This window comes from Micromonospora pattaloongensis, assembly GCF_900107255.1.
Classification (GTDB): Bacteria; Actinomycetota; Actinomycetes; order Mycobacteriales; family Micromonosporaceae; genus Micromonospora_I; species Micromonospora_I pattaloongensis.
This window is the reverse complement of record NZ_FNPH01000006.1, coordinates 69,986-93,232: the sequence shown is the minus strand read 5'-3', so window position 1 is coordinate 93,232 and position 23,247 is coordinate 69,986. Positions and strand designations below refer to the sequence as shown.

Here is a 23,247-nt window from a genome sequence, read left to right as displayed (position 1 = left end):
ACCCCACATACCCGAAACACGGTGATCGGAAGGACCCCATGCTCGAATCCCTGGCCACCGCTGGCCTGGCCCTCGCCCTGGCCGTCGCACCGGTGCTCACTGAACAGTCATCCCCGCCCCCGACCGAGAGAATCACCATCGACGTCGTGACCGTGAACGGCTCGGGTTGTCCCGCCGGGACCGCCGCGGTCGCCCCCGCCGCCGACAACACCGCCTTCACCGTCACCTACAGCGACTACCTCGCGCAGGTGGGCGTCGGCGCCAAGCCGACCGACTTCCGCAAGAACTGCCAACTCAACCTGCGCATCCACGTGCCACAGGGCTTCACGTACGCCATCGCTCAGGCCGACTACCGCGGCTTCGCCCACCTGGCGCGTGGGGCGACCGGGCTGCAGCGGGCGAACTACTACTTCCAGGGCACCTCGCCGACGGTGCCCAGGAGCCACTCGTTCGCGGGGCCGTACAGCGACAACTGGCAGACGACGGACAAGACCGAGGTCGCGGAAATCGTCTGGGCGCCGTGCGGCGAGGACCGCAACCTGAACGTCAACACCGAGCTGCGGGTCTCCGCCGGCTCCTCGGACCCGACGAAGACCACCAGCTTCATGGCCATGGACTCGACCGACGGCAGCGTCGGGACCGTCTACCACCTGGCCTGGAAGCAGTGCGACGAGTGACCTGACGATCAGCTGGCCATCCGCCGATGCCCTCCGCGCATGCGCGGAGGGCATCGGGCCGCACCGCGCGGCGGGCGGCTAACTCGTCGTGATCTCCGCGTAGTCGGCGGCGGTCAGCGGCCCCTCCGACAGCGAGCCGTCGGCCCGCGGCACACGCAGCCGCTGGCCATCCCGCACGAAGATCACCCCGGTGACGTCGGGGCGCCCGGTCAAGGTGCAGACAAGCTGGCCGTACGCCAGCGCCTCGTCGCTGCGCCCGGTGTCGGCGCCGGTGCCGCCCACGTCCACCGTCACCGCCCCGAGCGTCGGCGCGACGGCGCCCACCGCCGGCGCGCCGGTCAACGCGCTGGTGATGGCCGCGTCGCGCTCGACCGCGGTCGGTCCGGACAGCAGGTGCCGCAGCTGCTCGGCGATCGTCGGCGGGCTCGGCACCGGGCGTGACACCGCTACCAGCCGGTTGTCGCGCACGAAGCAGAGCCGCTCGACCAGCTCGGCCGGGGCGGTGCTCGCGGGAGCGGCGGCGAAGGTGGGGAACGGTCCCGGCGGCGGTTTGATCTGCCGGGGCCGCTGCTCCGCCGGCAGGCCGCAGCCCGGCAACACCGCGGCGAGCAGGGCGAGCAGCGCGGTGAGCAGCGCGGGCCGAAGGCGACGGGTCATCGGAGACACCCCGGCAGCTCCACCCGGAAGCGCGCGCCCCCGCCCGGCCGATCGAGCACGGCCACCCGTCCCTGGTGCGCAGCGACGTGCTGCGCCACGAGCGCGAGCCCGAGCCCGGTACCGTCGCTGCTGCCGCGCGCCGCGGCCGCCCGGCCGCGCACGAAGCGGTCGAAGATCACGTCCTTGTCCTCCGGGCTGACGCCGGGCCCCTCGTCGTCGACGTCGAGCTGACCCGTGACGCCCGCGCCGCCGATGCGCACGGCGACCGGCCCACCGCCGTGGTCCACGGCGTTGTCGACCAGATTGCCCAGCAGCTGCCGTACGCGACGCCGGTCGACGTGCCAGGTGACGGCGGCGCCCTCGGCGACCTCGACGATGTCGTCGGGCAGGCCGCGCGAGCGGCAGACCTGCCGGGCCAGCGCCGCGATGTCGACCGGCTCCCGACGGGCCGGCTGATCGCTGCGGGCCAGTTCCAGCAGGTCGTTAACGAGTGTCTGGAAGCGTTGGATCTCGACGGCCACCAGGTCTGCCGCGGTGGCGGTCCGGTCGTCGAGGGCGGCGCGGCGCCGGGTGAGCACGCTACCGGCGGCCGCCAGCGTCTGCAACGGCGACCGCAGCTCGTGCGCCACGTCGGCGGCGAACCGCCGGTCCCGCTCCAGCCGGCGCGCGAGCTCGTCGACCATGTGGTTGAAGGAGCCGGTCAGCCGGGTCAGGTCGGGGTCGGCGGCGGGGTCCAGGCGGGCGGTCAGGTCGCCGCGCGCGATGTCGTGGGCGGCGTCGGCGACCAGCGCCAGCGGCCGCAGCACGCGGCGCGTCGTGTACCAGCCGAGCGCCGCGCCGGCCCCGGTGGTCATCGCCGCGACCGCGATCAGCACCAGAGCCAGCGTCTGCACCGTGCGGTCCAGCTCCGTCAGTGAGTCAACCTGGTAGAAGGCGGTGCCGCCGGCCAGGGGCACGCCGACCACGATCGCCGGGCCGTCGCCGGCGCGGATCCGCTGCACCGCCGGGCGGCCCTGCTCGACCAGTTGCCGCAGCGCCTGCGGGATGGCGTCCGTGATCCCGCTGTCGGCGCTGCGGGCGTACCAGCGCGCGTCGCGGCGCAGCACCGGACGCCGGTTGGTGCCGGTGTCCAGCGAACGCAACACCTCCAGCACGTCTGGCTGGTCGCCGCTGATCCCCGCGTTGACGATCGTCGCGTTGAAGTAGGCGGCCCGGATTGCGGTGCGCTCCCGCTCCTCAAGCAGCGAGGTGCGGGTCAGCCCGTACGACACCAGCGCCATGCCGGCCGACAGGACCAGGGCGCCGGCGGCGAACCCGGCGGCGATGCGGGCCCGCAGCCCGCGGGGTCGGTTCACCGCTGCAGCTTGTAGCCGAGGCCGCGGACCGTGACCAGGTGCCGCGGCGTGCCGGAGTCCTGCTCGATCTTCTGCCGCAGCCGCCCGACGTGCACGTCGACGAGGCGTTCGTCGCCGATGCTGTACTCCCAGACGCGCTGCAGCAGCTGCTGGCGCGACAGCACCCGTCCCGGGTGCTCGGCCAGCTCGCACAGCAGCCGGAACTCGGTGCGGGTCACCGCGACGGGCTCTCCACACAACCGCACCTCCCCGGCCTCCGGCCGGATCTCCAGGTCGCCGAAGACCAACGTGGGCACGTCGTCGGCCCGGGGGACTACGGCGCGCAGCCGGCGCCGCAACGCCCGCAGCCGCGCCGCGAGCTCCTCGATCGCCACCGGCTTGACGACGTAGTCGTCGGCACCCGCCTCGAGCGCCGCGACGATGTCTCGCTTGTCGTCGCGGGCGCTGACCACCACGATCGGCACGTCGTCCTGCACGCGCAGCTGCGCGATGCACTCGAACCCGTCGATGCCGGGCAACATCAGGTCCACCACGACCGCGTCGACGGGGCTCCGGCGGTGCAGCAGCAGACCCTCCTCGGCGGTGGCGGCCCCGTACACCGTGTAGCCCTCGTCCTCCAGCGCGAGCATCAACGACAGGCGGATTCGGTTGTCGTCCTCGATCACCAGTACGGCCGTCACGGGTCGCATCATCCCCGCCACCCGGCCGCCTCCCCCATTCGGCGGTCACGCCGCGCGGCCTTTGTCACAGAACTGAGATACCGCCGTCGGCCCCCCGCCATACCGCCGGTGGACGCTGACGGGCGCAGGATCGCGGCGTGGCGGAAGGAGTACGGGTGGGCGCGACGACGAAGTCGACCGTACCGCTGGTCGAGGTGGCGATCACCGACGACATCGACACCGCCGCCGTCCCCGCCCTGACGGCCACCTTCACCGAGATCCTGTCGCTGCGGCCACACCGGGTCGTCGTGGACCTGGCCGAGTGCCGCGGACTGGACGCGGCCGGGGTCGGCATGCTGCTGGACGTCCACCGCCGACTCTGGCGCGACGGCGCGTTGCTGACGCTGCGTTCGCCGACCCCGCGACTGCGGCGCATCCTCGACCTCGCCCGCGTGGGTCACGTGCTGCACATCGCCGCCGACGACGGAGAGACGCCATGACCGCGGTGCCGGGCGCCAGGGATACATCCATCGACGTGATCTGCGACGGCTGCGGCGCCGTCGCGACCACCGGCAACTCCGTCGTGAACGACGACGACCTGGTCTGGACGGTCCTCGTCGAGATCGGCTGGGTGGGCTCGCCCTTCGCGTCCGGACAGCACCGGTGCCCGCGCTGCGCCGTGGCGGATCCCGGACAGCGTCCGGCCGCGTACGCCGCCGCGGACCGTCGCGGCACGAGCGCCCGGGTGACGGTGCACGCCGGGGCGAGCGCAACCGTCATCGCCGCGCACGGCGACGTCGACGCGCGGCTGGTGGCCGACCTGCGCGCGGCGCTGACATCGGCCATCGCCGCCGGCCGCCCGGTCGTGCTCGATTTGGAACGGGTCACCGTCATCGACGCGATCGCCCTGGGCGTGCTGGTCCGTTCGCGGCAGGCGGCCCGGCAGAACGAGGTGCCGCTCTGCCTCGCCGCGCCGTCACGCTTCGTGCTCACCGTGCTGCACACGATGCGACTGCTTCCCGCGTTCCCCGTCTTCGACACCCGCGCGGACGCCCTCGCCGCGCTCGGCGCCGACGCCGACCGGGTGCACGCCGAGCCGCTGATCGCGCCGCGCGCCGGCGACTGACGGATCTCTGTTCGCCAGCGGGAGCTGCCTCACACGTTCGACTCGATCTGTCATGCAACTGTCATCCGTCCGCGCGGTCCCCGCCAACCGACCGGCCGACACTGAAGCACCGGTCCGCGGGTGCCATCACGCGCGGGCGGCCAGCAGCCGGGACCGGAGGGAACCGCGCGTCGTCAGGAGCCAGGAGACCCGACACCCGTGCGACAACGACCGACACGCCGACGTTGAGGAAGGCCATTTCGTGTACATGCCCTGGCCGTTACCGGACGAGAGCTGGTTCGCCGCGACCGCGAACGGGCCTGCCCCGGACAGCGACGACCTTCGCCTGGAGGCGCTGGTCGCGCAGCGGTTGAGCAGCGACTGGACGACCCGGCGACAGCAGATCGTGGTCGCGGTGCAGAACCGAGTCGTGATCCTCGCGGGGCTGGTCAACGACCGGGAGGCGCGGCAGGTCGCCGGCGAGCTGGCCTGGGACGTACCGGGGGTATTCGACGTCTGCAACACGCTGCGGGTGCCGGGCCAGCGGCGCGGCGACCGATGAACGGCAGCCCCGGGACGGGAACGGCCCGCGGTCGGCAGGAGGCCAGCGCGGAGGCCACGATCGGAGCGGCGGCGTGCATTTGGTGATCAACGCCAGCGAGGTCGGACCGACTCTCCGGCTCACGCTGGCCGGCGGGATCGGCCTGGCGACCGCCGACCGTCTCCGCGATGCCGTCGCCGCGGCGCTTGCCTCGTCGGCGCCGAAACAGATAGCGCTCGACTTCGCCCGGGTCTCGTTCATCGACTCGGCCGGCATCAGCACGCTGGTGGCTTGCCACCGGTCCGCCGCCGTCGCCGGTACGGTCCTGCGGCTGGAGAACGTGTCGCCGGTCATGCGCCGGCGACTCTGGGCGACCGGGCTGCCGTTCGGAGCGTCGGCCGCTCCGCCGGGGCAGCCGCAACCCTAGCCCCACCATCAGCAGCCCGGTGCCGTACACCGACCTCACCGTCGGCCGTGGGGAGACGCTTCGCCGCCGGTGGTCCCCACCCGCCGGGTTACCGCACCGGCCCGGCCGAGACGTCACGACAATGGGCCCGTTGCCCCGACGAGAGGACATCATGAGCGAACAAGACCGGGACTCAGCGCGCCGACCGCGCCCGACCGTCGATCCGGTGGTCCTCGGCGTGGGGATCGCCGGCGTGCTGGCCGTGGTGGTGTGGGGGGTGTTCGGCCGCGGGTCGCTGGCCCGGTTCGGGGCCGCCGGGCTGGACTGGGTCATCGGGACGTTCGGCTGGCTGTTCGTCGTCGCCGCCGACGTCTTCCTGGTGCTGGCCGTCGTCATCGCGCTGACCCGGTTCGGACGGATTCGCCTCGGGGCCGACGACGACGAGCCGGAGTTCAGCACCCTGGCCTGGATCGCGATGATGTTCAGCGCCGGCATGGGAATCGGACTCGTGTTCTACGCGGTCGCCGAACCGATCCAGCACTACGCCGCTCCCCCGCCGGCCACCGGCGTGACGCCGCAGACCGGCCCCGCCGCGGCCGTCGCCATGCAGTACACCCTCTTCCACTGGACCCTGCACCCCTGGGCGATCTACGCGGTGGCGGGGCTCGCGTTGGCGTACTCGACGTTCCGCAAGGGGCGCGGTAATCGGATCTCGGCGCCGTTCCGGCCGCTGTTGGGCGACCGGGCCGACGGCGCCGCCGGGCGGGTCATCGACCTGCTCGCGGTCTTCGCGACCGTCTTCGGCTCCGCGACCAGCCTCGGCCTCGGGGCGCTGCAGGTCGCCGCCGGCCTCGACATCGTCACCGGTACGGCCGGGACCCGGACCATCGAGCTGATCATCATCGCCGCGCTCACCGGCGCCTTCGTCATCTCCGCCTTCTCCGGCCTGCACCGCGGTATCAAATGGCTCTCCACCACCACCGTGCTGCTCGCCGTGCTGCTGATGCTCTTCGTCTTCGTCGCCGGGCCCACCGTCTACGCCCTTGAGGTGCTTCCGGCTTCGATCGGCGACTACCTGAACAACCTGCTGTTCATGTCGACCCGAACCGGCGCCTTCTCCGACCCGGACTGGCTCGGCGCCTGGACGATCTTCTACTGGGCGTGGTGGATCTCGTGGGCGCCCTTCGTGGGGACCTTCATCGCCCGCATCTCGCGGGGGCGCACCGTCCGCGAGTTCCTCATCGGTGTGCTGCTGATCCCCAGCGGCGCCAGCGCCGTCTGGTTCGCGATCATGGGCGGAAGCGCGCTCCGCGCACAGGCCACCGGCAGCCACGACCTCGTCGCCGACACCCAGGCCGGCGCCGAGGCCGCGCTCTTCGGATTCCTCGACAGCCTCCCCCTGGCCGCGGTCACCAGCGTCATCACGATGGCGCTCATCGCCATCTACTTCATCACCAGCGCCGATTCGGCCTCCCTGGTCCTGGGCTCGCTCACCTCACGCGGCGCCCTGCATCCGCAGCGCTGGGTCGTCGTGGTGTGGGGGACGCTCATCGGGGCCGTCGCGGCGGTGCTGCTGCTGGCCGGCGGGCTCGCCGCGCTGCAACAGGCGACCATCCTGGTGGCCCTGCCGTTCGTCGCTGTCATGCTCACGCTGACGGTGTCACTCCTGCGCGAGATGTCGGCCGACCCCATGGCCGCGCCCCGCACGCGTCGCACCCATCCGCGCGGCCTGCGCCACGCGATCAACGTCGCCCGCGCATACGACGAGGAGGAGGAAGGCCGGCGTCCGATCCGGTGGTACATCATGCGCCGGCCACGGTGATCGACAGGCGGCGAGTTCCCGCTGCCGCCGGCCGAGAAAGGGTCCACAGTGCACCCTGATCATCTGGTACGGTGCGGCGGCCAACGCGACGCCAACAGCGGGAGGAAACGATGGGCTCGGCTCGACTCGGGCTGCTCGGCTCGGTCATCATGGCGACGGTCGTCATGGCGGGATGCACCCCGCGTGACGATGCGGCGTCCGGCGGGGGCGACACGGCGGCCACCTCCGCGCCGAGCGCCAGCGCGAGCGGCGCGCCGGCCGTGGACGCCGCGACCAAGGCCACCTGCACCACCATCAGCGGTGACATCAAGACGACCATGGCGAAGGTCGCCGACGCGGAGAAGATCGGACCGCCGGCCGGACACTCCGCGGTCAGCGCCCAGTACTCCGCTGGCGCCGCGGTCCTCTACGCGAACACGTTCACCTCGAGCGCCTCGGTCAACGACGCCACGAAGCAGGTCGCGGACGCCATGTCGGACCTCGCGGACACGTACGCGACGCCCCCCAAGGGGAAGCCGAGCAAGGCGGCCCTGGACGCCGCGGTCAAGGGGCTCGAGGCCGCCTGCGCGGCCAGCTGAGGGCCGTTCCGGCCACGCCGAAATGCCCGTACAAACTTGATCAGGACCGAGAGGTGCGTAACGTGCGGAGGTAACGTCCGACGCGAAGAGGAGATTTCATGTCGAAGCCGCCGCTTCCGGAGCCCGCGGTCGCCATGCTGCGCAAGCCGAACGCCGCCGTCATCACCACCCTCAAGTCCGACGGCCAGCCGGTCTCCACCGCCACCTGGTATCTATGGGACGACGGCCGGATCCTGGTGAACATGGACGAGGGCCGCCGTCGGCTGACCCACATCCGCAATGACCCCCGCGTCTCGCTGACGGTGCTGGACGAGAGCGACTGGTACACCCACATCACGATCATCGGGCGCATCGCCGAGCTGCGCGCGGACGACGGTCTGACGGACATCGACCGCCTGTCCCAGCACTACCTGGGGCGGCCGTACGCGCGGCGGAATCGCGCCCGGGTCAGCGCCTGGATCGAGATCGATCGCTGGCACGGCTGGGGCGCGATGAAGGACAACAGCCAGGTCGGCTGAGCGCGCGAACCGGCCGTACCGCGCTCGGCTCTCACCCGCGCGACGGGGGCGTCCCCGCGGGCGAGGTGAGCCAGGCGATCTCGGTGGCCCGGGCCTGCTGCACGCGCGCGGCGATCCGCCGCGTTTCCGGATCGGTCCCGCCGGTCCGCTCCGCGTCGGCGAGCCGCGCGCCCTGCTCCACGTGCTCGCGCAGGGTCTCCGCGATGGCGCGATCGAAGCGCGCCGCGCGCAGCGAGCGCAACGCGACGAGATCGGCCGCGACCACCATGCCGGGAAGGTCGTGCCCCTCGTGCTCGTTGGCCGTCGGCAGGCCGGCCCTGCCGCGCAGCCGTCTCAGCTCCTCGAGCTCCGCGCGCCGGTTCTCCGCGATCCGTCCGGCCAGGGCACGCAGCCGCGCGTCGGAACTCTGCCGGGGTACGAGCGCCAGCGCCTCGAGCACCTGTTCGTTCATCGGGATCATGAGCTGGATCCACGCTGCGTCGGTGCGACCGAACCCGGCCCCGGCGGGGGTCGGGGCGGGCGGGGCGGACGGCGCCGAGGCGCACGCCCCGGCCGCGGGCACGGCGACGAACAGCAACCCGGCGAGGAGCGCGGCAACCCCCGCCGGTCCGGTCCCGGACCGGCGGGGGACGTTGACCGTCACAACGGGGTGCCGTTGGCGCCGCACTTGATGACCGGGCGGATGCAGTCCCGGACCCGGCGCTCCATCTCCGCCACGGGCCAGGCGTTGAAGAAGTCGCCGTGCATCGTGTACCCGGCGCCCGAGGCGAGCCGGAAGCGGGACGGGTCACCGTTGGCCGGGTACCGGATGACCTGACGCAGCTTCGGTACGGGTACCGGGTGGCTGGCCGGGCAGGCGTTGTTGACCGGGTACGCCATGTGGCTCTGGTGGTTCGCGGAGTCGAGGTTCACGCCGTCCCAGCACTGCGGGAAGTCCAGGTAGGACTCGATCATGCTGCCGGCCGGGCAAGTGACGAAGTTCTTCGACGGGGCCACCTCGCCGTGGTGCAGGCAGGACCAGCGGGCGATGCTCTGTGCCGGATCGGTGGCCCTGGCGTTGCCGGCGACGATGCGCAGGCCCAGCGGCAGCGGCTGGATCCGTGCGGTCACGTCGGAGCGGACGCCCTCGCCGAGGTAGTAGAAGGTGGCGATCGACGGCTCCACCGGCTGGTTGTTGACGTAGAACGTCGGGATCCAGTAGGACGACTTGTCCACCGACGGGTTGCAGTTGCTGTTGGCGTTGATCAGGTCGTCGACGTCGGTGTGCGCGTTGGTCACGCGGCTGCCGAAGAAGCTGTGCATGTGCGAGGCGCCGGGCAGGCCGGGAAAGACGATCGGGTCGTCGGGCAGCCGGTGGCTGAACGGGCAGTCGGCGACGAACTCGGCGACGCGCACGATCGGCGCGGGCGCCGCCGCCACGGGATCGGCCGCGCCGGCGCGCACGGCGCCGGCGACCAGGGTGGCGCCGAGCAGTGCGGTGAGCGCGGAGGCGAGGGCCGCGCGGCGCGGCCGGCGACGTCTCGGGGTCGGGGGTGCTGCCGTGAACATCGGGGCTCCTTTCGCGGGGTGGCGCTACTGGTAGACGCGGACGTAGTCGACGAGCATCCGCGACGGGAAGGGCGTGCTGCCGTCGACCGGGCCCGGGAAGTCCCCGCCCACGGCGAGGTTGAGGATGAGGTAGAACGGGTGGTCGAAGACCCAGGGCCCGCGCGTTGTCTCCACGGTCGCCTTGCTGGCGACGAAGACCGTCCGGCCATCGATCGTGAACGTGATGCCGCGGCTGTCCCACTCGGCGGCCCAGACGTGGAAGTCGGCGGACAGGTCGACCCCGCCCGGTGACGGGTACCGCTGGCCGTACCCGTTGCCACCGTTGTAGGCCGGCGCGTGCAGGGTCGAGTAGGCCTCTGCGGTGTTGCGCCCGAGGACCTCCATGATGTCGATCTCGCCGTTGTACGGCCACGGCCGTCCGGTGAGGAAGTCGGCGCCCATCATCCAGAACGCCGGCCAGAGCCCGTTGCCCTTCGGCACCCGGACGCGCGCCTCGATGCGGCCGTACTGCACGTGGAACTTGTTGCCGGTGTTCATCCGGTGCGAGGTGTACGCGCGGCCGTTCGCGCTCTCCCGCCGCGCCTCGATGACGAGCGAACCCGCACCGTCGAGGTACGCGTTGTTGTTGTTCGTGTAGTACTGGAGTTCGTTGTTCTGGCCGGTGCCCGGGTCGATCGTCCACCGGGCGGGGTCGGGTTTACCGCCGGCGGCGCCGGTGAACTCGTCGCTGAACACGAGGCGGGTGGCCGGGAAGGTCGGGTCGGGGGGCGTCGCCGGCGGCGGGGTGGGGTTGCCACCCGTGCCGAACACCTTGAACTCCCACAGCGAGTACCCGTACGGGCCGCTGCGGGCGGTGCCGTACATCCGCACGTACCGGCCGGTGGCGGTGACGGTGATGGTCTCCCTGAAGCCCTGTCCGTTCGTGGTCGAGTAGACGGTGGTCCAGGTGGACGCGTCCGGGGAGACTTGGATCTGGTAGGACCGGGCGAACGCGGGATCCCACTGCAGCACGACCTGCGTGATCTCCGCGATCGCGCCGAGGTCCACATAGATCCAGCCCGGGTCGACCCAGCCGGTGGTGGGGCTGGTCGCCCAGCGGCTCGCCGGGTCGTTGTCGAACGCCCTGTCCGGCGTGCAGCCGTAGCAGGCGCCGTCGTTCTGGCTGGTCGAGGCGACGGCCGGCTTCGCGTACGACAGCAGCGTGGCCCCGCCGGGCGGCGGCGTCGGCGGTGGGGTGTTGCCGCCGCCGTAGACCTCGAACTCCCACAGTGACACGCCCCACTGGGTGGCGCGCTGCGTCGTGGCGATCCGGACGAACCGGCCGGTACCGGTGACCGGAAGATCCTGCACTCCCCCGGCGCCGGCCGCGGTCGTGTGGATCGTCGTCCAGGCGCCGGAGCCGGTCGGCGAGGTCTCGATGGTGAACGCACGGGCGTACGCGGCCTCCCAGCGCAGCACGACGCGGCTGACGGTGGCGGTGACTCCCAGGTCGACCTGCAACCACTGCGGATCGCTGAACCCGCTGGACCAGCGGGTGGCGGTGTCGCCGTCGACGGCGGCCGCGGCGGGGAACGCCACGGATTCGGTCGACGACGCGGTCACGGGTCGGTTGCGCGACAGCAGTGTGTCTGCGGCGTCGGCGGGCGGGACCACGAGCCCCAGGCCGGCGCCGAGCAGCGTGAGCAGCACGCCGCCGAGGATGGCCAGGCGCCGGCGGGCGGAGTGTGTCGCGGGCGGATCGGGGTGGAACGGGGACAGGGTCCGAGGCATCGGCGCTCCTTCGCGATGCACGGCGGACGGACGGGTCGGCCACCGAGGGCTCCGAGCGTGAGAGCGCTCTCTCACGTAACACCACTGTCATGGTGGCGACGCATGACTGTCAATGCCTCGCCCATCGATTGAAACAAATCTTTGCTGGAACGGGGCGGAGGTCTCCTGGCGAAGCTAGGCCAGTGCCACCCGGAGCGACTCGTACGTCGGGATCTTCACGCGGCGACGGTAGCGCCGCGACACGACCCGCCACGGCCGACCGGTGTCGAGCAGCGCCGTGAGCAGTCCGGTGATCTCGGCACGGGCCACCGGCGCGCCGAGGCAGAGGTGCCGTCCGGCGCCGAACCACAGCTGCCGGTTCTCGGGCAGGTAGTCGCGGTCGAGCCGGTAGCCACCCGCCGCGATGTTCGCGGTGTAGGTCAGGACCAGCACCCGTTCGCCCGCGCGCAACTGCCGACCCGCCACCGTGGTGTCCGCGCTGACCGCGCGGCCGATCACCGTCGCGGGTGTCGTGACCCGCAGTCCTTCGCGCACCGCCACCGGCAGCAACGCGGGGTCCTCGCGCAGTACGGACTGTTCCCCGGTGTCGTGCAGCAGGGCGACGGTGCGGGCCATCGCGCTGGCCGCGGTCTCGGTGCCGGCGACCATCAGCAGCGTCGTCAGCCCCTCGGTCTCCTGCTGGCTGAGGCCGAGTTCCCGACAGTGGCCGATCAAGGTCTCGCTGGAGGCGCTGCGCCACAACTCGGCCACCGGCGCGGTCAGACGGGCGACGATCGCCCGCGCCGCGTCGACCGTCGCCGGGTCGAGATGGGTCGACGCGGTCGTGCCAAGCGCCAGGCTCGCCAGCTCTTCACCGGTGGCGAAGATTTCCCGGAAATGGTCGTCGTCGTCGGTGGGCGGGCGCATCCCGAGCAGGTCCGCGACGATCCGGCCGACGATGACGCGCGCCAGGTCCGCGACGTCGACGGTACGTCCCTCGGCCAGCTCGGCGCGGAAACGCTCCAGCCGGGGGCCCACCACGCGACCGACCAGCCGCCGGGCGCTGTCCTCGGTGAACAGGCCGCGGGTACGTGAGCGCAGCTGGTGGTGGCCGGGCCCGTCGAACAGCTCGTACACCCAGTCGCCGAGCACCTGCGCCCACAGGTGCCCCACCCCGCCCTCCCCCAACAGGGTGAAGTGCGCGGGGTCGTTGAGCACCGCACGTGCGGTGACCGGGTCGGCGACCAGCCAGCCGAGCCGGGGCACCCGACGGATCGGGCGGGCCAGCCGCCCCAGCGTGAGCAGCACCGGCAGCGCCGGCTTCGCGGCGGCCAGGACGCGGAACTCGTGGCGGGCGGCGATGTCCATGATCAGAAAGCATGCCCGAACCGACCCGCGGCGCGGCCCCCGGGTGAAGGGTGTACGCGAGAATGAAGCCGGGCACCCCGACCTCGCGTACGCCCCGAGCGTGTTACCGAGCTCGCGCGCGACCCGGCGCACCACGTCGCGGTCGTGCGCAACGGTCGGCGGGTGCTTCGTCATCGGCGGAAGGGGTCGGATGCGCCTGCACGTGGGGTGCGCGATGTGGACGCACAGGTCCTGGCAGGGACGGTTCCTGGCGCACCCGCTACCGGTCCACGAGCGGCTGCGGGCCTACGCCGGTTGGTGCACGGCGGTTGAGGGGAACACCACCTTCTACGCCACCCCGGCGCGGGAGACGGTGGCCTCGTGGGCGCGGCAGACCGACCCGGACTTCCGGTTCGTGCTCAAGCTGCCGAAGGCCGTCACCCACGAGCGCCGGCTCACCGGCGCCGACGAGGAGCTGCGCGTCTTCCTGGACGCGATCGAACCCCTTGGCCCGCGGGCCCACGCCCTCTGGATCCAGTTGCCGGGCTCATTCGGCCCCGCCGACGTACCCTCGCTCACCCGCTTCCTGCGCGGGCTGCCCACCGCCCACCGGTACGCCGTAGAGGTCCGTCACCCCGCGTTCTTCGCCGACCCGCGGGCGGCGCGGACGTTGGAGGAGACGCTCGACACGGTCGGCGCGGAGTGGATCCCCTTCGACACCACCGCCTTCTTCCGCACGCCGCCGACCAGCGATCCGGAACGGGAGGCGTGGACCAGGAAGCCGCGTACGGCGCTGCGCACGCGGGCGCTGACCGACCGGCCGATCGTCCGGTACCTGGGCCGGGACGACCCCGCGCGGACGATCGAGGGCTGGCAGCCATGGCTCGACGTGGTGGCCGGCTGGCTACGCGAGGGGCGGTCGCCGACGGTGTTCGTGCACACACCGGACAACGCGGACGCGCCCGAGCTCGCCCGCAGGTTCCACGACGAGGTCCGGGCCCGGCTGCCCGAGCTCGAGCCGCTGCCCGAGCCCACGCCGGTCGGCCCGTCGACGCTGTTCTGACCGTCCGCGCGGAGCCGGGACGACACCCCGGCCGCAAACTTGACTAATTCCAGAAAACGGGCCACACTTCCGGCCGTGACCACGACCCTGGACTTTCAGCAGATGCTGCGCGGGGCCGCGTTGCGCGTGACCCGTCCTCGGGTCGCGGTGCTGAACGCGGTGCACACGCATCCGCACGCCGACACGGATTCGATCATTCGTGCGGTGCGTACTGATCTTCCCGAGGTGTCCCACCAGGCCGTGTACGACTGTCTGCATGCGCTGACGGCGGCAGGTCTGGTGCGGCGCATCCAGCCATCCGGCTCCGTGGCTCGCTACGAGTCGCGGATCGGGGACAACCACCACCACGTCGTGTGCCGTTCATGCGGGGTCATCGCCGATGTCGACTGCGCCGTCGGCGAGGCGCCCTGTCTGACCGCGTCCGATGACGGCGGCTTCTCGATCGACGAGGCCGAGGTCATCTACTGGGGCCTGTGCCCCGGCTGTTCCACGGCAGGCAACTCCTGATCTCCGATCAACCCCACCACGGAAGGAACCCGTTGTCCGAGAACCCGATGTCCGAGCACCACGACGCCGTCGTCCATGACGCGGAGGCGGGCAGCGAGTCCCGCTGCCCGGTCGCGCACGGTCGTGCTCCCCACCCGACCCAGGGCGGCGGCAACCGCGGCTGGTGGCCGAACAGCATCAACCTGAAGATCCTCGCCAAGAACCCCGCCGTGCGGAACCCCCTCGGCGAGGAGTTCAACTACGCCGAGGCGTTCAAGGCCCTCGACCTCGCCGCGGTGAAGCGGGACCTCGCGGAGGTCATGACGACGTCGCAGGACTGGTGGCCGGCCGACTTCGGCCACTACGGCCCGTTCATCATCCGGATGGCGTGGCACAGCGCGGGCACGTACCGCATCAGCGACGGTCGCGGCGGCGCCGGGGCCGGGATGCAGCGCTTCGCGCCGCTGAACAGCTGGCCGGACAACGCGAACCTCGACAAGGCCCGCCGCCTGCTGTGGCCGGTCAAGAAGAAGTACGGCCAGAGCATCTCGTGGGCCGACCTCATGATCCTCGCGGGCAACGTCGCGCTGGAGTCGATGGGCTTCAAGACCTTCGGCTACGCCGGTGGCCGTCCGGACGTCTGGGAGCCCGACGAGGACGTCTACTGGGGTCCCGAGACCACCTGGCTCGGTGACGAGCGCTACACCGGCGACCGGGATCTCGAGAACCCGCTCGCCGCGGTCCAGATGGGCCTGATCTACGTCAACCCGGAGGGCCCGAACGGCAACCCGGACCCGCTCGCCTCGGCCCGCGACATCCGCGAGACGTTCCGCCGCATGGGGATGAACGACGAGGAGACCGTGGCCCTGATCGCCGGCGGTCACACGTTCGGCAAGACCCACGGTGCGGGCAGCGCGGACCACGTCGGCGCCGAGCCCGAGGGCGCCCCGCTCGAGGAGCAGGGCCTGGGCTGGAAGAACAGCTTCGGCACCGGCAAGGGCGGCGACACGATCACCAGCGGTCTGGAGGTCACCTGGACCACCACGCCGACGGCGTGGAGCAACAACTTCTTCGAGAACCTCTTCGGCTACGAGTGGGAGCTGACGAAGAGCCCGGCCGGCGCCCACCAGTGGAAGCCGAAGGACGGCGCGGGTGAGGGGACCGTCCCGCACGCCCACGACGCGTCGAAGCGGGTCGCCCCGAACATGCTCACGTCGGACATCGCGCTCCGGGTCGACCCGGTCTACGAGCAGATCTCGCGGCGTTTCCTCGAGAACCCGGACGAGTTCGCGGACGCCTTCGCCCGGGCGTGGTTCAAGCTGACCCACCGCGACATGGGCCCGATCCAGCGCTACCTCGGCCCGGAGGTCCCGGCCGAGACGCTGGTCTGGCAGGACCCGATCCCGGCGGTGGACCACGAGCTCGTCGACGCCGACGACATCGCGGCCCTCAAGGCGCAGCTCCTGGCCTCGGGCCTGACGGTGTCCGAGCTGGTCTCCACCGCGTGGGCGTCGGCGTCGACCTTCCGCGGCGGCGACAAGCGCGGCGGCGCCAACGGGGCGCGCATCCGCCTCGAGCCGCAGAACAGCTGGGAGGTCAACAACCCCGACCAGCTGGCGCGGGTGCTGCGCACGCTGGAGGGGATCCAGGAGACGTTCAACGCCGCCCAGACCGGCGGCAAGAAGGTCTCGCTCGCCGACCTGATCGTGCTCGGCGGCTCCGCGGCCGTGGAGCTGGCCGCCAAGGCCGCCGGCGTCACCGTCGAGGTGCCCTTCGCGCCGGGCCGCACGGACGCGTCGCAGGAGCAGACCGACGTCGAGTCCTTCGCCGCGATGGAGCCGACCGTGGACGGCTTCCGCAACTACCTCGGCAAGGGGCACCGCCTGCCGGCCGAGTTCCTCCTGATCGACAAGGCGAACCTGCTGACCCTGAGCGCGCCCGAGATGACGGTGCTCGTCGGTGGCCTGCGCGTCCTGGGTGCGAACTACCAGCAGTCGTCGCTGGGCGTCTTCACCACGACCCCCGGGTCGCTGACCAACGACTTCTTCGCCAACCTGCTCGACCTGGGCACGGCGTGGAAGGCGACGTCACCGGACGCGCACACCTTCGAGGGTCGTGACCTCGCCACGGGTGAGGTCAAGTGGGTCGGCAGCCGGGTCGACCTCGTGTTCGGTTCCAACTCGGAACTGCGCGCGCTCGCGGAGGTCTACGCGAGCGACGACGCCCGCGAGAAGTTCGTCAACGACTTCGTCGCGGCGTGGGTCAAGGTCATGAACCTCGACCGGTACGACCTCGTCTGATCCCGGTGTCCGGGTCGGCCCGCGCGGGCCGACCCGGACACCGCGGTCCGGTCATCCTCCCGAACGACGCGGAGCCGGCACCGCGATTGCTGTCAGTATCAGTCCGCGGTCGACCCGCCATCGACCAGCGAACCCGGTCACCGGCACACCGCCGGGTAGCAGTGACTTCGGCGCGCGAAGGCGCGCGGTGAACGTCCCACGAGGACGTTCGAGGGAGACGGCTACGTCCTCGAACCCCAGCCAGCACCGCGCCAACGGAAACCACGCCTTGTAGACGGCCTCCTTGGCGCAGAACAACAGCCGGTCCCAGTGAACTGAACCGTCGATCGCGGTACTCCGCATCACCCAGTCCACCTCGGCCGGAAGCGCGATGCGGTCCAACACGCCCCGGGGCAGTCGGTCGTGTGGCTCCGCGTCGACGCCCAGAGTGGCCATCCTGACGCGGGACGCGACAACGGCAGCACGATAGCCGTCACAGTGGGTGATACTCCCCACGACACCGTCTGGCCAGCGCGGTTCCCTCGACGGTCCGGCCGGCAGGGCCCGAACGGGAACGCCCAGCGCCGTCAACGCCTCTCGGGCGCATCGTCGCGCCGTCGCGAATTCGCGTCGGCGTGTTTCCACGGCGTGTGCGACGGCGCATGCTTCCTCTGCGGGCAACGGAGCCGGGACCCGGTCGTCGAAGGCCTCACGACAGATAACGCCGGCCGGCAGAAGGCGCTCTAACATGGCCCTCTCTCGCGTTCACCGGGCAACCTCCGTGTCTGTGAGGCTGCGGTGAGGCTGCTGTGAGACTGCGATGACACCGCCCCCGCAGACTACCCGCTGAGGCGATCGATCCTCGTGCGTTCGACGCCGGATTCCACGGCACCGGCGACGGCGAGTCGACATGGAACTGGACCGGCCAGCCCTCGTTGTAGCACAAGGAAAAAAACCTCTGCGGTGATCAGGAAGGAGGTCTGTGATGATCCACAGACCACGGGGGGTGCGGTGACCAGACGTGCCATCCCGCGTCCATACGAACCTTCGATCTTCGAACGCCGCGAGTCGGTGGTGCGCAGCTACTGCCGCCGACTCGATCTCATCCTCGACACGGCGGAGGGAAGCGTCGTCCGGGACGTCACCGGCCGCGAATACCTCGACTTCGTCGCCGGTGCGGGTTCGCTGAACTACGGGCACAACGACCCGGACATGCGGGCCGCTCTGATCGCCCACCTCGAGCGCCGGGGAATATCGCACAGCCTCGACATGTTCAGCTCCGCCAAGCGCGCGTTCCTCACGGCCTTCGAGTCGCTGGTGCTGCTGCCGCGCGGGATGGACCACCGGGTGCAGTTCACCGGTCCGACCGGGGCCAACGCGGTCGAGGCGGCGCTCAAACTCGCTCGCAAGGTCACCGGCCGGACCAATGTCATCGCATTCACCAACGGCTTCCACGGGGTGTCGCAGGGCGCACTGGCCGCGACCGGGAACCGGCACCATCGGGGCGGTCCGGAGATCCCGCTGTACGGGGTGACGCGGATGCCGTACGACGGGTACCTCGGCGACGGCATCGACACGGCTGAGCTCCTGGACCGCATGCTGCACGACCCCTCCAGCGGGCTCGACGCGCCTGCGGCGATCCTGCTGGAGACGGTGCAGGGCGAGGGTGGGCTCAACGTCGCGTCGCCGGCGTGGGTACGCCGGATCGCGGAGCTGGCGTCGACCAGTGGAGCCCTGCTCGTGGTTGACGACATCCAGGCGGGCTGCGGTCGGACCGGCACGTTTTTCAGCTTCGAGCCCTTCGGCATCGTTCCCGACCTCGTCGTACTGTCCAAATCGATCTCCGGCTACGGCCTCCCGATGGCGCTGCTGCTGATCCGGCCCGAGTACGACGTCTGGCTCCCGGGCGAGCACAACGGAACGTTCCGGGGCAACGTCCACGCGTTCGTCACGGCCCGGGTCGCCCTGGAGAAGTTCTGGTCGACCCGCGATTTCGCCGCCGACGTGGCACGCCGGAGCAACCTGCTCGCCCGTCGACTGGCTGAGGCGGCCGCTCTGGTCCCCGGCGCGACCGTCAAGGGGCGCGGAATGATGTGCGGCATCGACGTCGGTTCCGGCGCCTACGCGGCGGCCGTCGTCCGCCGCTGCTTCGCGGACGGGCTGATGCTGGAGACCGCGGGTTCGTACGACCAGGTCGTCAAGGTGCTCCCGCCGCTGACGACACCCCACAAGCTCCTGGACGACGGTCTGGACATCCTGCTGGCGGCCACCGGGGCCGTCGCATCGGCGCGCGAGACCCGCAGTTCTTCCGGTCTGGTGACCGCGTGACCGGGCAGCCCGGGATGGCCCCGGGACGCACTGGCACGACGCCCGCGACCCGTACGCCGAGGCAGGCTGCCCCGCCCGCCGACACGCTGGTGCTGACCGCCGAGGGCGTCGACAACCGCGTCCGGTGGCGGCCGGGCGAGCGGCTGCACCACCTGTTCGAGCGGCGCTGCGACCGCTTCGTGGCCGAGGGCGATCCCGATCACCTGGCCGTCGACGACGGCGAACTGCGGATGACGTACGCCGAACTCGATGCCCGGGCCAACCAGCTCGCGCGTCACCTGTTGTCCCAGGGCGTGTCCCCCGGGGACCGGGTCGGCCTGTTCGTCGACAAATCCGCCTTCGCGTACCTCGCCATGCTCGCCGTCTGCAAGATCCACGCGGCGTACGTGCCGATGGACGCCGCCTTCCCGGCGGATCGGATCTCCTACATCGTCGCCGACGCCGGCGTCCGGACGATTCTCACGGTCTCGGCGCTGGCCGACCGCCTGGAGCGGGTGGACGCCGCCGTGATCCGGGTGGACACGGCGGTCCGGGTGGACGAGCGGGTCGATGCCGCTTCCCCCGAGGCGCGCCGCATCGGCCGGGACGAGTTGGGGCCGGCGACCGACGACCTGGCGTACATCATCTACACCTCCGGCACCACCGGCCAGCCCAAGGGCGTCGCCATCAACCAGGCGAACATCTGCAACTTCGTCCACGTCGCCACCGAGACGTACGGGCTGCGCGCGGACGATCGCGTCTACCAGGGGATGACGATCGCGTTCGACTTCTCCGTCGAGGAGATCTGGGTGCCGCTGATCTCCGGTTCGACCCTGGTCCCCAGCACCGCGACCGGAGCGCTGGTCGGCCGCGATCTCGCCGCCTTTCTCGTCCACCATCGGGTCACGGCGCTCTGCTGCGTACCGACGCTGTTGGCCACGATCGAGGAGGAGTTGCCCGGCCTCCGGTTCGTCCTCGTCTCCGGCGAGGCCTGTCCGCCGCACCTGGTGAGGCGGTGGCACCGACCGGGCCGGACGCTGCTCAACGTGTACGGGCCGACGGAGACGTCGGTCACCGCCACCTGGGCACGGCTGCGCCCCGAGCAGCCGGTGACCATCGGGGTCCCCCTGCCGACGTACTCGGTGGTGATCCTCGACGCGCAGCAACGGGCGCTACCGCGGGGCGGCACCGGTGAGATCGGCGTCGCCGGCATCTGCCTCTCCCCCGGGTACGTCAACCGGGACGATCTCACCGCACGCGCCTTCATCCCCGACCAGCTGGGCATCCCGAACAACCCGTCCGGGCGGATCTACCGGACCGGTGACCTCGGCCGGGTCAACGCCGACGGCCAGATCGAGTATCTCGGCCGGATCGACACGCAGGTGAAGATCCGCGGGTACCGGATCGAGCTGACCGAGATCGAGTCGGTGCTGCTGCGGCTGCCGGAGATCGCCCAGGCGGCGGTCACCTCGTACGAGCCGGAGCCCGGCGTCGTGGAGCTCGCGGCGTTCTACACCCGGCGTGCCGGGGCGGCGCCGCTCGACCACGGACGGACGCTCGCCGCGCTGCGGACCCGGCTGCCCGGCTACATGGTTCCGGCGTACCTCGAGGAGCTTCCGGACCTGCCCAGGCTGCCCAGCGACAAGGTGGACCGGAAGAGGCTGCCGGCCCCGTCCGGGCCGCGGTGCCGGCCGACGACGTCGACCGTCGTCGCCCCGGCCGGGGCGACGGAGTCGGTGCTGGCGGATCTGCTCGCCGAGCTGCTGCGGGTGGAACGGGTGTCGGTCGAGGACAACTTCTTCGCCGATCTCGGCGCCGATTCGCTGACGATGGCGCGCTACTGCACGCGGGTACGGGAACGGTTCGGCACGGACGTTTCGATCAAGGACGTGTATCTGAACCCGTCCGTCCGCGCCTTCGCCGTAGTGGTCGCCGGGGTGCTCGACGCGGACGCGCCGGCCGCGCCGGTCGAACCACCGCCGCCGCCCGTGCGGGTGCCCACCGGCCTGGAGTACTACGGCTGCGCGGCGCTGCAGGCCCTCTTCGGTCTGGCGTCCATGCTTGTCGTGTCCGCCGTCGTCGTCGCCGGATACGGCTGGATCACCGCCGGTGCCGGGCTGTTCGACCGCGCGCTGCGCTCGCTGAGCTTCGGCGTCCTCGCGTTTCTCGCTACGGCCGCGCTACCGGTCGCGGTGAAGTGGCTGCTGATCGGTAGGTGGCGGGCACGAACGTTCCCCATCTGGGGGCTCACCTACGTCCGGTTCTGGATCGTCAAGCGGGTCATCCGGGCCAGCCCCATGGTGCTCTTCGTCGGGTCGCCGCTGTACTCCCTCTACCTGCGGGCGCTCGGGGCGAAGATCGGTCCGGGTGTCGTGGTGCTGTCGCGATCGGTTCCGGTCTGCACCGACCTGATCACGCTCGGCCCCGGTACGGTGATCGGCAAGGACGTGAGCTTCCTCGGCTACCGGGCCGAGGCCGGATGGATCACCACGGGCCCGATCAGCCTCGGCCGGGGCGTCCACGTCGGCGAGGGCAGCGTCCTCGACATCGACACGGTGCTGGGCGACCGAGCGCACCTCGGCCACGCGTCCACCATGGGGGCCGGCACGGTCATACCGGCCGGGGCCACCTTCCACGGGTCACCGGCCGTACCGTGCCGGACCGGCAATCCCCTGCCCCCGCCGAAGTCCTGCTCGCGGGCGCGTCGGTTCTCCTACGCGACCAGTCAACTGCTCGGTCGGGTGGTGGTCGACAGCCAGCTGGTCATCGTGTGGGCCGCGCTGGCGTTCTTCGTCGACATCAGCACGGTCGAGGGGTCGCTGCTGATGTTCTTCGGCGCGATCCCGCTCGGCCTGCTGCTGGCCGTCGCCGTGCCCCGGCTGGCGCACCTGTTCCTCGTCACCGCCCGGGCCTACCCGCTGTACGGGTGGCACTGGATGTGCTTCCAGATCGTCTCCCGGTTCAGCAACGTGCGCTTCTTCAACATCGTCTTCGGCGACAGTTCCTACATCATCGGCTACCTCCGCGCGATCGGCTGGCGGTTCAACCAGGTACGACAGACCGGTTCAAACTTCGGGGTCGGGCAGAAGCACGACAGCCCGTTCCTGTGTGACGTCCGCGGCGGCGTGCTCGTCTCGGACGGGCTGTCCATGGGCAACGCCCAGTTCTCCAGTACGTCGTTCGCGCTGTCCCGGGTGACGATCGGCTCGGACAGCTTTCTCGGCAACAACATCGTCTACCCGGCCGGAGCGAGGGTCGGGGAGAACTGCCTGCTCGCCACGAAGGTGATGGTTCCGATCGACGGACCGGTCAGGAATGGTGTGGGGCTACTGGGGTCGCCGCCGTTCGAGATCCCGCGGTCCGTACGCCGGGACGCGCAGTTCGACGAGTTCAAGAACGGGGCGGAGTTCCGTCGCCGACTGGCGCGGAAGAACCGCTCCAACCTCGCCACCATCGGCTGCTTCCTGGCCTCCCGCTGGCTGCTCTTCTACCTTCCGGTCCTGACCGTGGTGAGCGTCGAACGGCTCCACGACCCCGCCGGGGTGCACGTCTTCACGATCACCGCCGGTGTCGCGCTGGCGCTGCTGCTGAGCATCGGTTACGTCGTCCTGCTGAACTGGATCACCCTCGGCTTCCGCCGACTCCGTCCCCTGTACTGCTCGATCTACGACCGGCGGTACTGGCGGCACGAACGCTACTGGAAGCTCAACGAGGCCGGAGTCCTCGGAATCTTCAACGGCACCCCGTTCAAGCCGTTCTTCCTGCGTCTGCTCGGGTTGCGGATCGGCCGTCGCGTTTACGAGGACGGCTGCGGGATGCCGGAGAGGAGCCTCGTCGAGATCGGCGACTACTGCACCCTGAGCGAGGGATCGAGCCTGCACTCCCACTCGCTGGAGGACGGCACGTTCAAGTCGGACCGGATCCGCCTCGGCAACGGCTGCTCCGTGGCCACCGGCGCGCTCGTGCACTACGGCGTCGAGCTGGCCGACGAAGTCGTCGTCACGCCCGGCTCCTTCCTCATGAAGGGCAGCAGCGCCCCGGCCGGCACCACCTGGGGCGGCAATCCGGCACGACAGGTGCCCCGCCGCGCCTGACCGGGCGGAAGCGGAGCAGCCGCAGCGCCGCCCCCGTCCGGCTCAGGCACCACGGC

21 protein-coding genes are annotated in these 23,247 nt (G+C 71.2%); 13 read left to right on the top strand and 8 right to left on the bottom strand.

Features of this window, described 5'->3' with window-relative positions:
* Window positions 1–38 precede the first annotated feature (38 nt).
* A complete protein-coding gene (locus tag BLW47_RS17405; protein ID WP_091558806.1) occupies window positions 39–677 on the top strand; it encodes a DUF4360 domain-containing protein in 639 nt (212 codons plus the stop codon).
* A 78-nt stretch (window positions 678–755) separates the two neighbouring features.
* Here BLW47_RS17405 and BLW47_RS17400 read toward each other — a convergent pair whose 3' ends face one another.
* Genes BLW47_RS17400 through BLW47_RS17390 form a run of 3 tightly spaced genes read right to left on the bottom strand, consistent with a single transcriptional unit; the run spans window position 756 to window position 3,369 of the window.
* A complete protein-coding gene (locus BLW47_RS17400) occupies window positions 756–1,334 on the bottom strand; it encodes a GerMN domain-containing protein (RefSeq protein WP_091558460.1) in 579 nt (192 codons plus the stop codon).
* Window positions 1,331–2,659 carry a sensor histidine kinase gene (locus BLW47_RS17395; protein WP_175543688.1) on the bottom strand — a complete coding sequence of 443 codons (1,329 nt, stop codon included), beginning with the start codon at window positions 2,657–2,659 and terminating at the stop codon, window positions 1,331–1,333. The genes BLW47_RS17400 and BLW47_RS17395 overlap by 4 nt, the downstream gene beginning before the upstream one ends.
* A gap of 26 nt (window positions 2,660–2,685) precedes the next feature.
* Complete coding sequence (locus BLW47_RS17390; RefSeq protein ID WP_091558799.1) at window positions 2,686–3,369, bottom strand: response regulator transcription factor; 684 nt, start codon at window positions 3,367–3,369, stop codon at window positions 2,686–2,688.
* A 137-nt stretch (window positions 3,370–3,506) separates the two neighbouring features.
* Here BLW47_RS17390 and BLW47_RS17385 point away from each other — a divergent pair, with 137 nt between their 5' ends.
* From BLW47_RS17385 to BLW47_RS17355, 7 genes are all read left to right on the top strand, one after another.
* The gene (locus BLW47_RS17385) at window positions 3,507–3,848 is read left to right on the top strand and encodes an STAS domain-containing protein (RefSeq protein WP_091558457.1); all 342 of its coding nucleotides are present in this window, start codon (window positions 3,507–3,509) and stop codon (window positions 3,846–3,848) included.
* Window positions 3,845–4,474, top strand: a complete 630-nt coding sequence (locus tag BLW47_RS17380; protein ID WP_091558454.1) for an STAS domain-containing protein — start codon at window positions 3,845–3,847, stop codon at window positions 4,472–4,474. The genes BLW47_RS17385 and BLW47_RS17380 overlap by 4 nt, the downstream gene beginning before the upstream one ends.
* A 241-nt stretch (window positions 4,475–4,715) precedes the next feature.
* Entirely contained in the window at window positions 4,716–5,015 is a 300-nt protein-coding gene (locus tag BLW47_RS17375; protein ID WP_091558451.1) for a BON domain-containing protein, read from the top strand.
* Window positions 5,016–5,088: 73 nt separating this feature from the next.
* Window positions 5,089–5,421, top strand: a complete 333-nt coding sequence (locus tag BLW47_RS17370; RefSeq protein ID WP_091558448.1) for an STAS domain-containing protein — start codon at window positions 5,089–5,091, stop codon at window positions 5,419–5,421.
* 151 nt (window positions 5,422–5,572) lie between these two features.
* Window positions 5,573–7,222 (top strand): BCCT family transporter, encoded by a 1,650-nt coding sequence (locus BLW47_RS17365; protein WP_091558442.1) that lies wholly within the window; start codon window positions 5,573–5,575, stop codon window positions 7,220–7,222.
* A 110-nt stretch (window positions 7,223–7,332) separates the two neighbouring features.
* Window positions 7,333–7,800 (top strand): hypothetical protein, encoded by a 468-nt coding sequence (locus BLW47_RS17360; protein ID WP_245736712.1) that lies wholly within the window; start codon window positions 7,333–7,335, stop codon window positions 7,798–7,800.
* A 98-nt stretch (window positions 7,801–7,898) separates the two neighbouring features.
* Window positions 7,899–8,318 carry a PPOX class F420-dependent oxidoreductase gene (locus BLW47_RS17355; protein ID WP_091558439.1) on the top strand — a complete coding sequence of 140 codons (420 nt, stop codon included), beginning with the start codon at window positions 7,899–7,901 and terminating at the stop codon, window positions 8,316–8,318.
* 31 nt (window positions 8,319–8,349) lie between these two features.
* Here the strand turns inward: BLW47_RS17355 and BLW47_RS17350 are convergent, their stop codons facing one another.
* The 4 genes from BLW47_RS17350 to BLW47_RS17335 all read right to left on the bottom strand — a co-directional run bounded on the left by BLW47_RS17350 (window position 8,350) and on the right by BLW47_RS17335 (window position 12,983).
* Window positions 8,350–8,961, bottom strand: a complete 612-nt coding sequence (locus BLW47_RS17350) for a DUF305 domain-containing protein (protein ID WP_091558435.1) — start codon at window positions 8,959–8,961, stop codon at window positions 8,350–8,352.
* Window positions 8,958–9,866 carry a DUF1996 domain-containing protein gene (locus BLW47_RS17345; RefSeq protein WP_091558432.1) on the bottom strand — a complete coding sequence of 303 codons (909 nt, stop codon included), beginning with the start codon at window positions 9,864–9,866 and terminating at the stop codon, window positions 8,958–8,960. The genes BLW47_RS17350 and BLW47_RS17345 overlap by 4 nt, the downstream gene beginning before the upstream one ends.
* A 24-nt stretch (window positions 9,867–9,890) precedes the next feature.
* The gene (locus tag BLW47_RS17340) at window positions 9,891–11,636 is read right to left on the bottom strand and encodes a discoidin domain-containing protein (RefSeq protein WP_091558429.1); all 1,746 of its coding nucleotides are present in this window, start codon (window positions 11,634–11,636) and stop codon (window positions 9,891–9,893) included.
* Between the two features lie 174 nt (window positions 11,637–11,810).
* Window positions 11,811–12,983, bottom strand: a complete 1,173-nt coding sequence (locus BLW47_RS17335) for a cytochrome P450 (RefSeq protein ID WP_091558426.1) — start codon at window positions 12,981–12,983, stop codon at window positions 11,811–11,813.
* A 214-nt stretch (window positions 12,984–13,197) separates the two neighbouring features.
* Between BLW47_RS17335 and BLW47_RS17330 the strand changes: the two genes are divergently transcribed.
* The 3 genes from BLW47_RS17330 to katG all read left to right on the top strand — a co-directional run bounded on the left by BLW47_RS17330 (window position 13,198) and on the right by katG (window position 16,811).
* On the top strand, window positions 13,198–14,025 hold the full coding sequence (locus tag BLW47_RS17330) for a DUF72 domain-containing protein (RefSeq protein WP_217634883.1): 828 nt from the start codon (window positions 13,198–13,200) through the stop codon (window positions 14,023–14,025).
* Between the two features lie 102 nt (window positions 14,026–14,127).
* Window positions 14,128–14,532, top strand: a complete 405-nt coding sequence (locus BLW47_RS17325) for a Fur family transcriptional regulator (protein ID WP_281247286.1) — start codon at window positions 14,128–14,130, stop codon at window positions 14,530–14,532.
* Window positions 14,533–14,579: 47 nt separating this feature from the next.
* Window positions 14,580–16,811, top strand: coding sequence for a catalase/peroxidase HPI (katG, locus tag BLW47_RS17320; protein WP_091558792.1), 2,232 nt, complete (start codon window positions 14,580–14,582; stop codon window positions 16,809–16,811).
* A gap of 51 nt (window positions 16,812–16,862) precedes the next feature.
* Here the strand turns inward: katG and BLW47_RS17315 are convergent, their stop codons facing one another.
* Entirely contained in the window at window positions 16,863–17,540 is a 678-nt protein-coding gene (locus BLW47_RS17315; RefSeq protein WP_091558411.1) for a 4'-phosphopantetheinyl transferase family protein, read from the bottom strand.
* Between the two features lie 261 nt (window positions 17,541–17,801).
* On the opposite strand from BLW47_RS17315, the gene ectB reads away from it, so the two are divergent.
* The gene (ectB, locus tag BLW47_RS17310) at window positions 17,802–19,118 is read left to right on the top strand and encodes a diaminobutyrate--2-oxoglutarate transaminase (RefSeq protein ID WP_217634876.1); all 1,317 of its coding nucleotides are present in this window, start codon (window positions 17,802–17,804) and stop codon (window positions 19,116–19,118) included.
* A complete protein-coding gene (locus BLW47_RS17305) occupies window positions 19,115–23,191 on the top strand; it encodes a Pls/PosA family non-ribosomal peptide synthetase (protein WP_217634875.1) in 4,077 nt (1,358 codons plus the stop codon). Before ectB ends, BLW47_RS17305 begins: the two co-directional genes overlap by 4 nt.
* The last annotated feature ends 56 nt before the right edge of the window (window positions 23,192–23,247 follow it).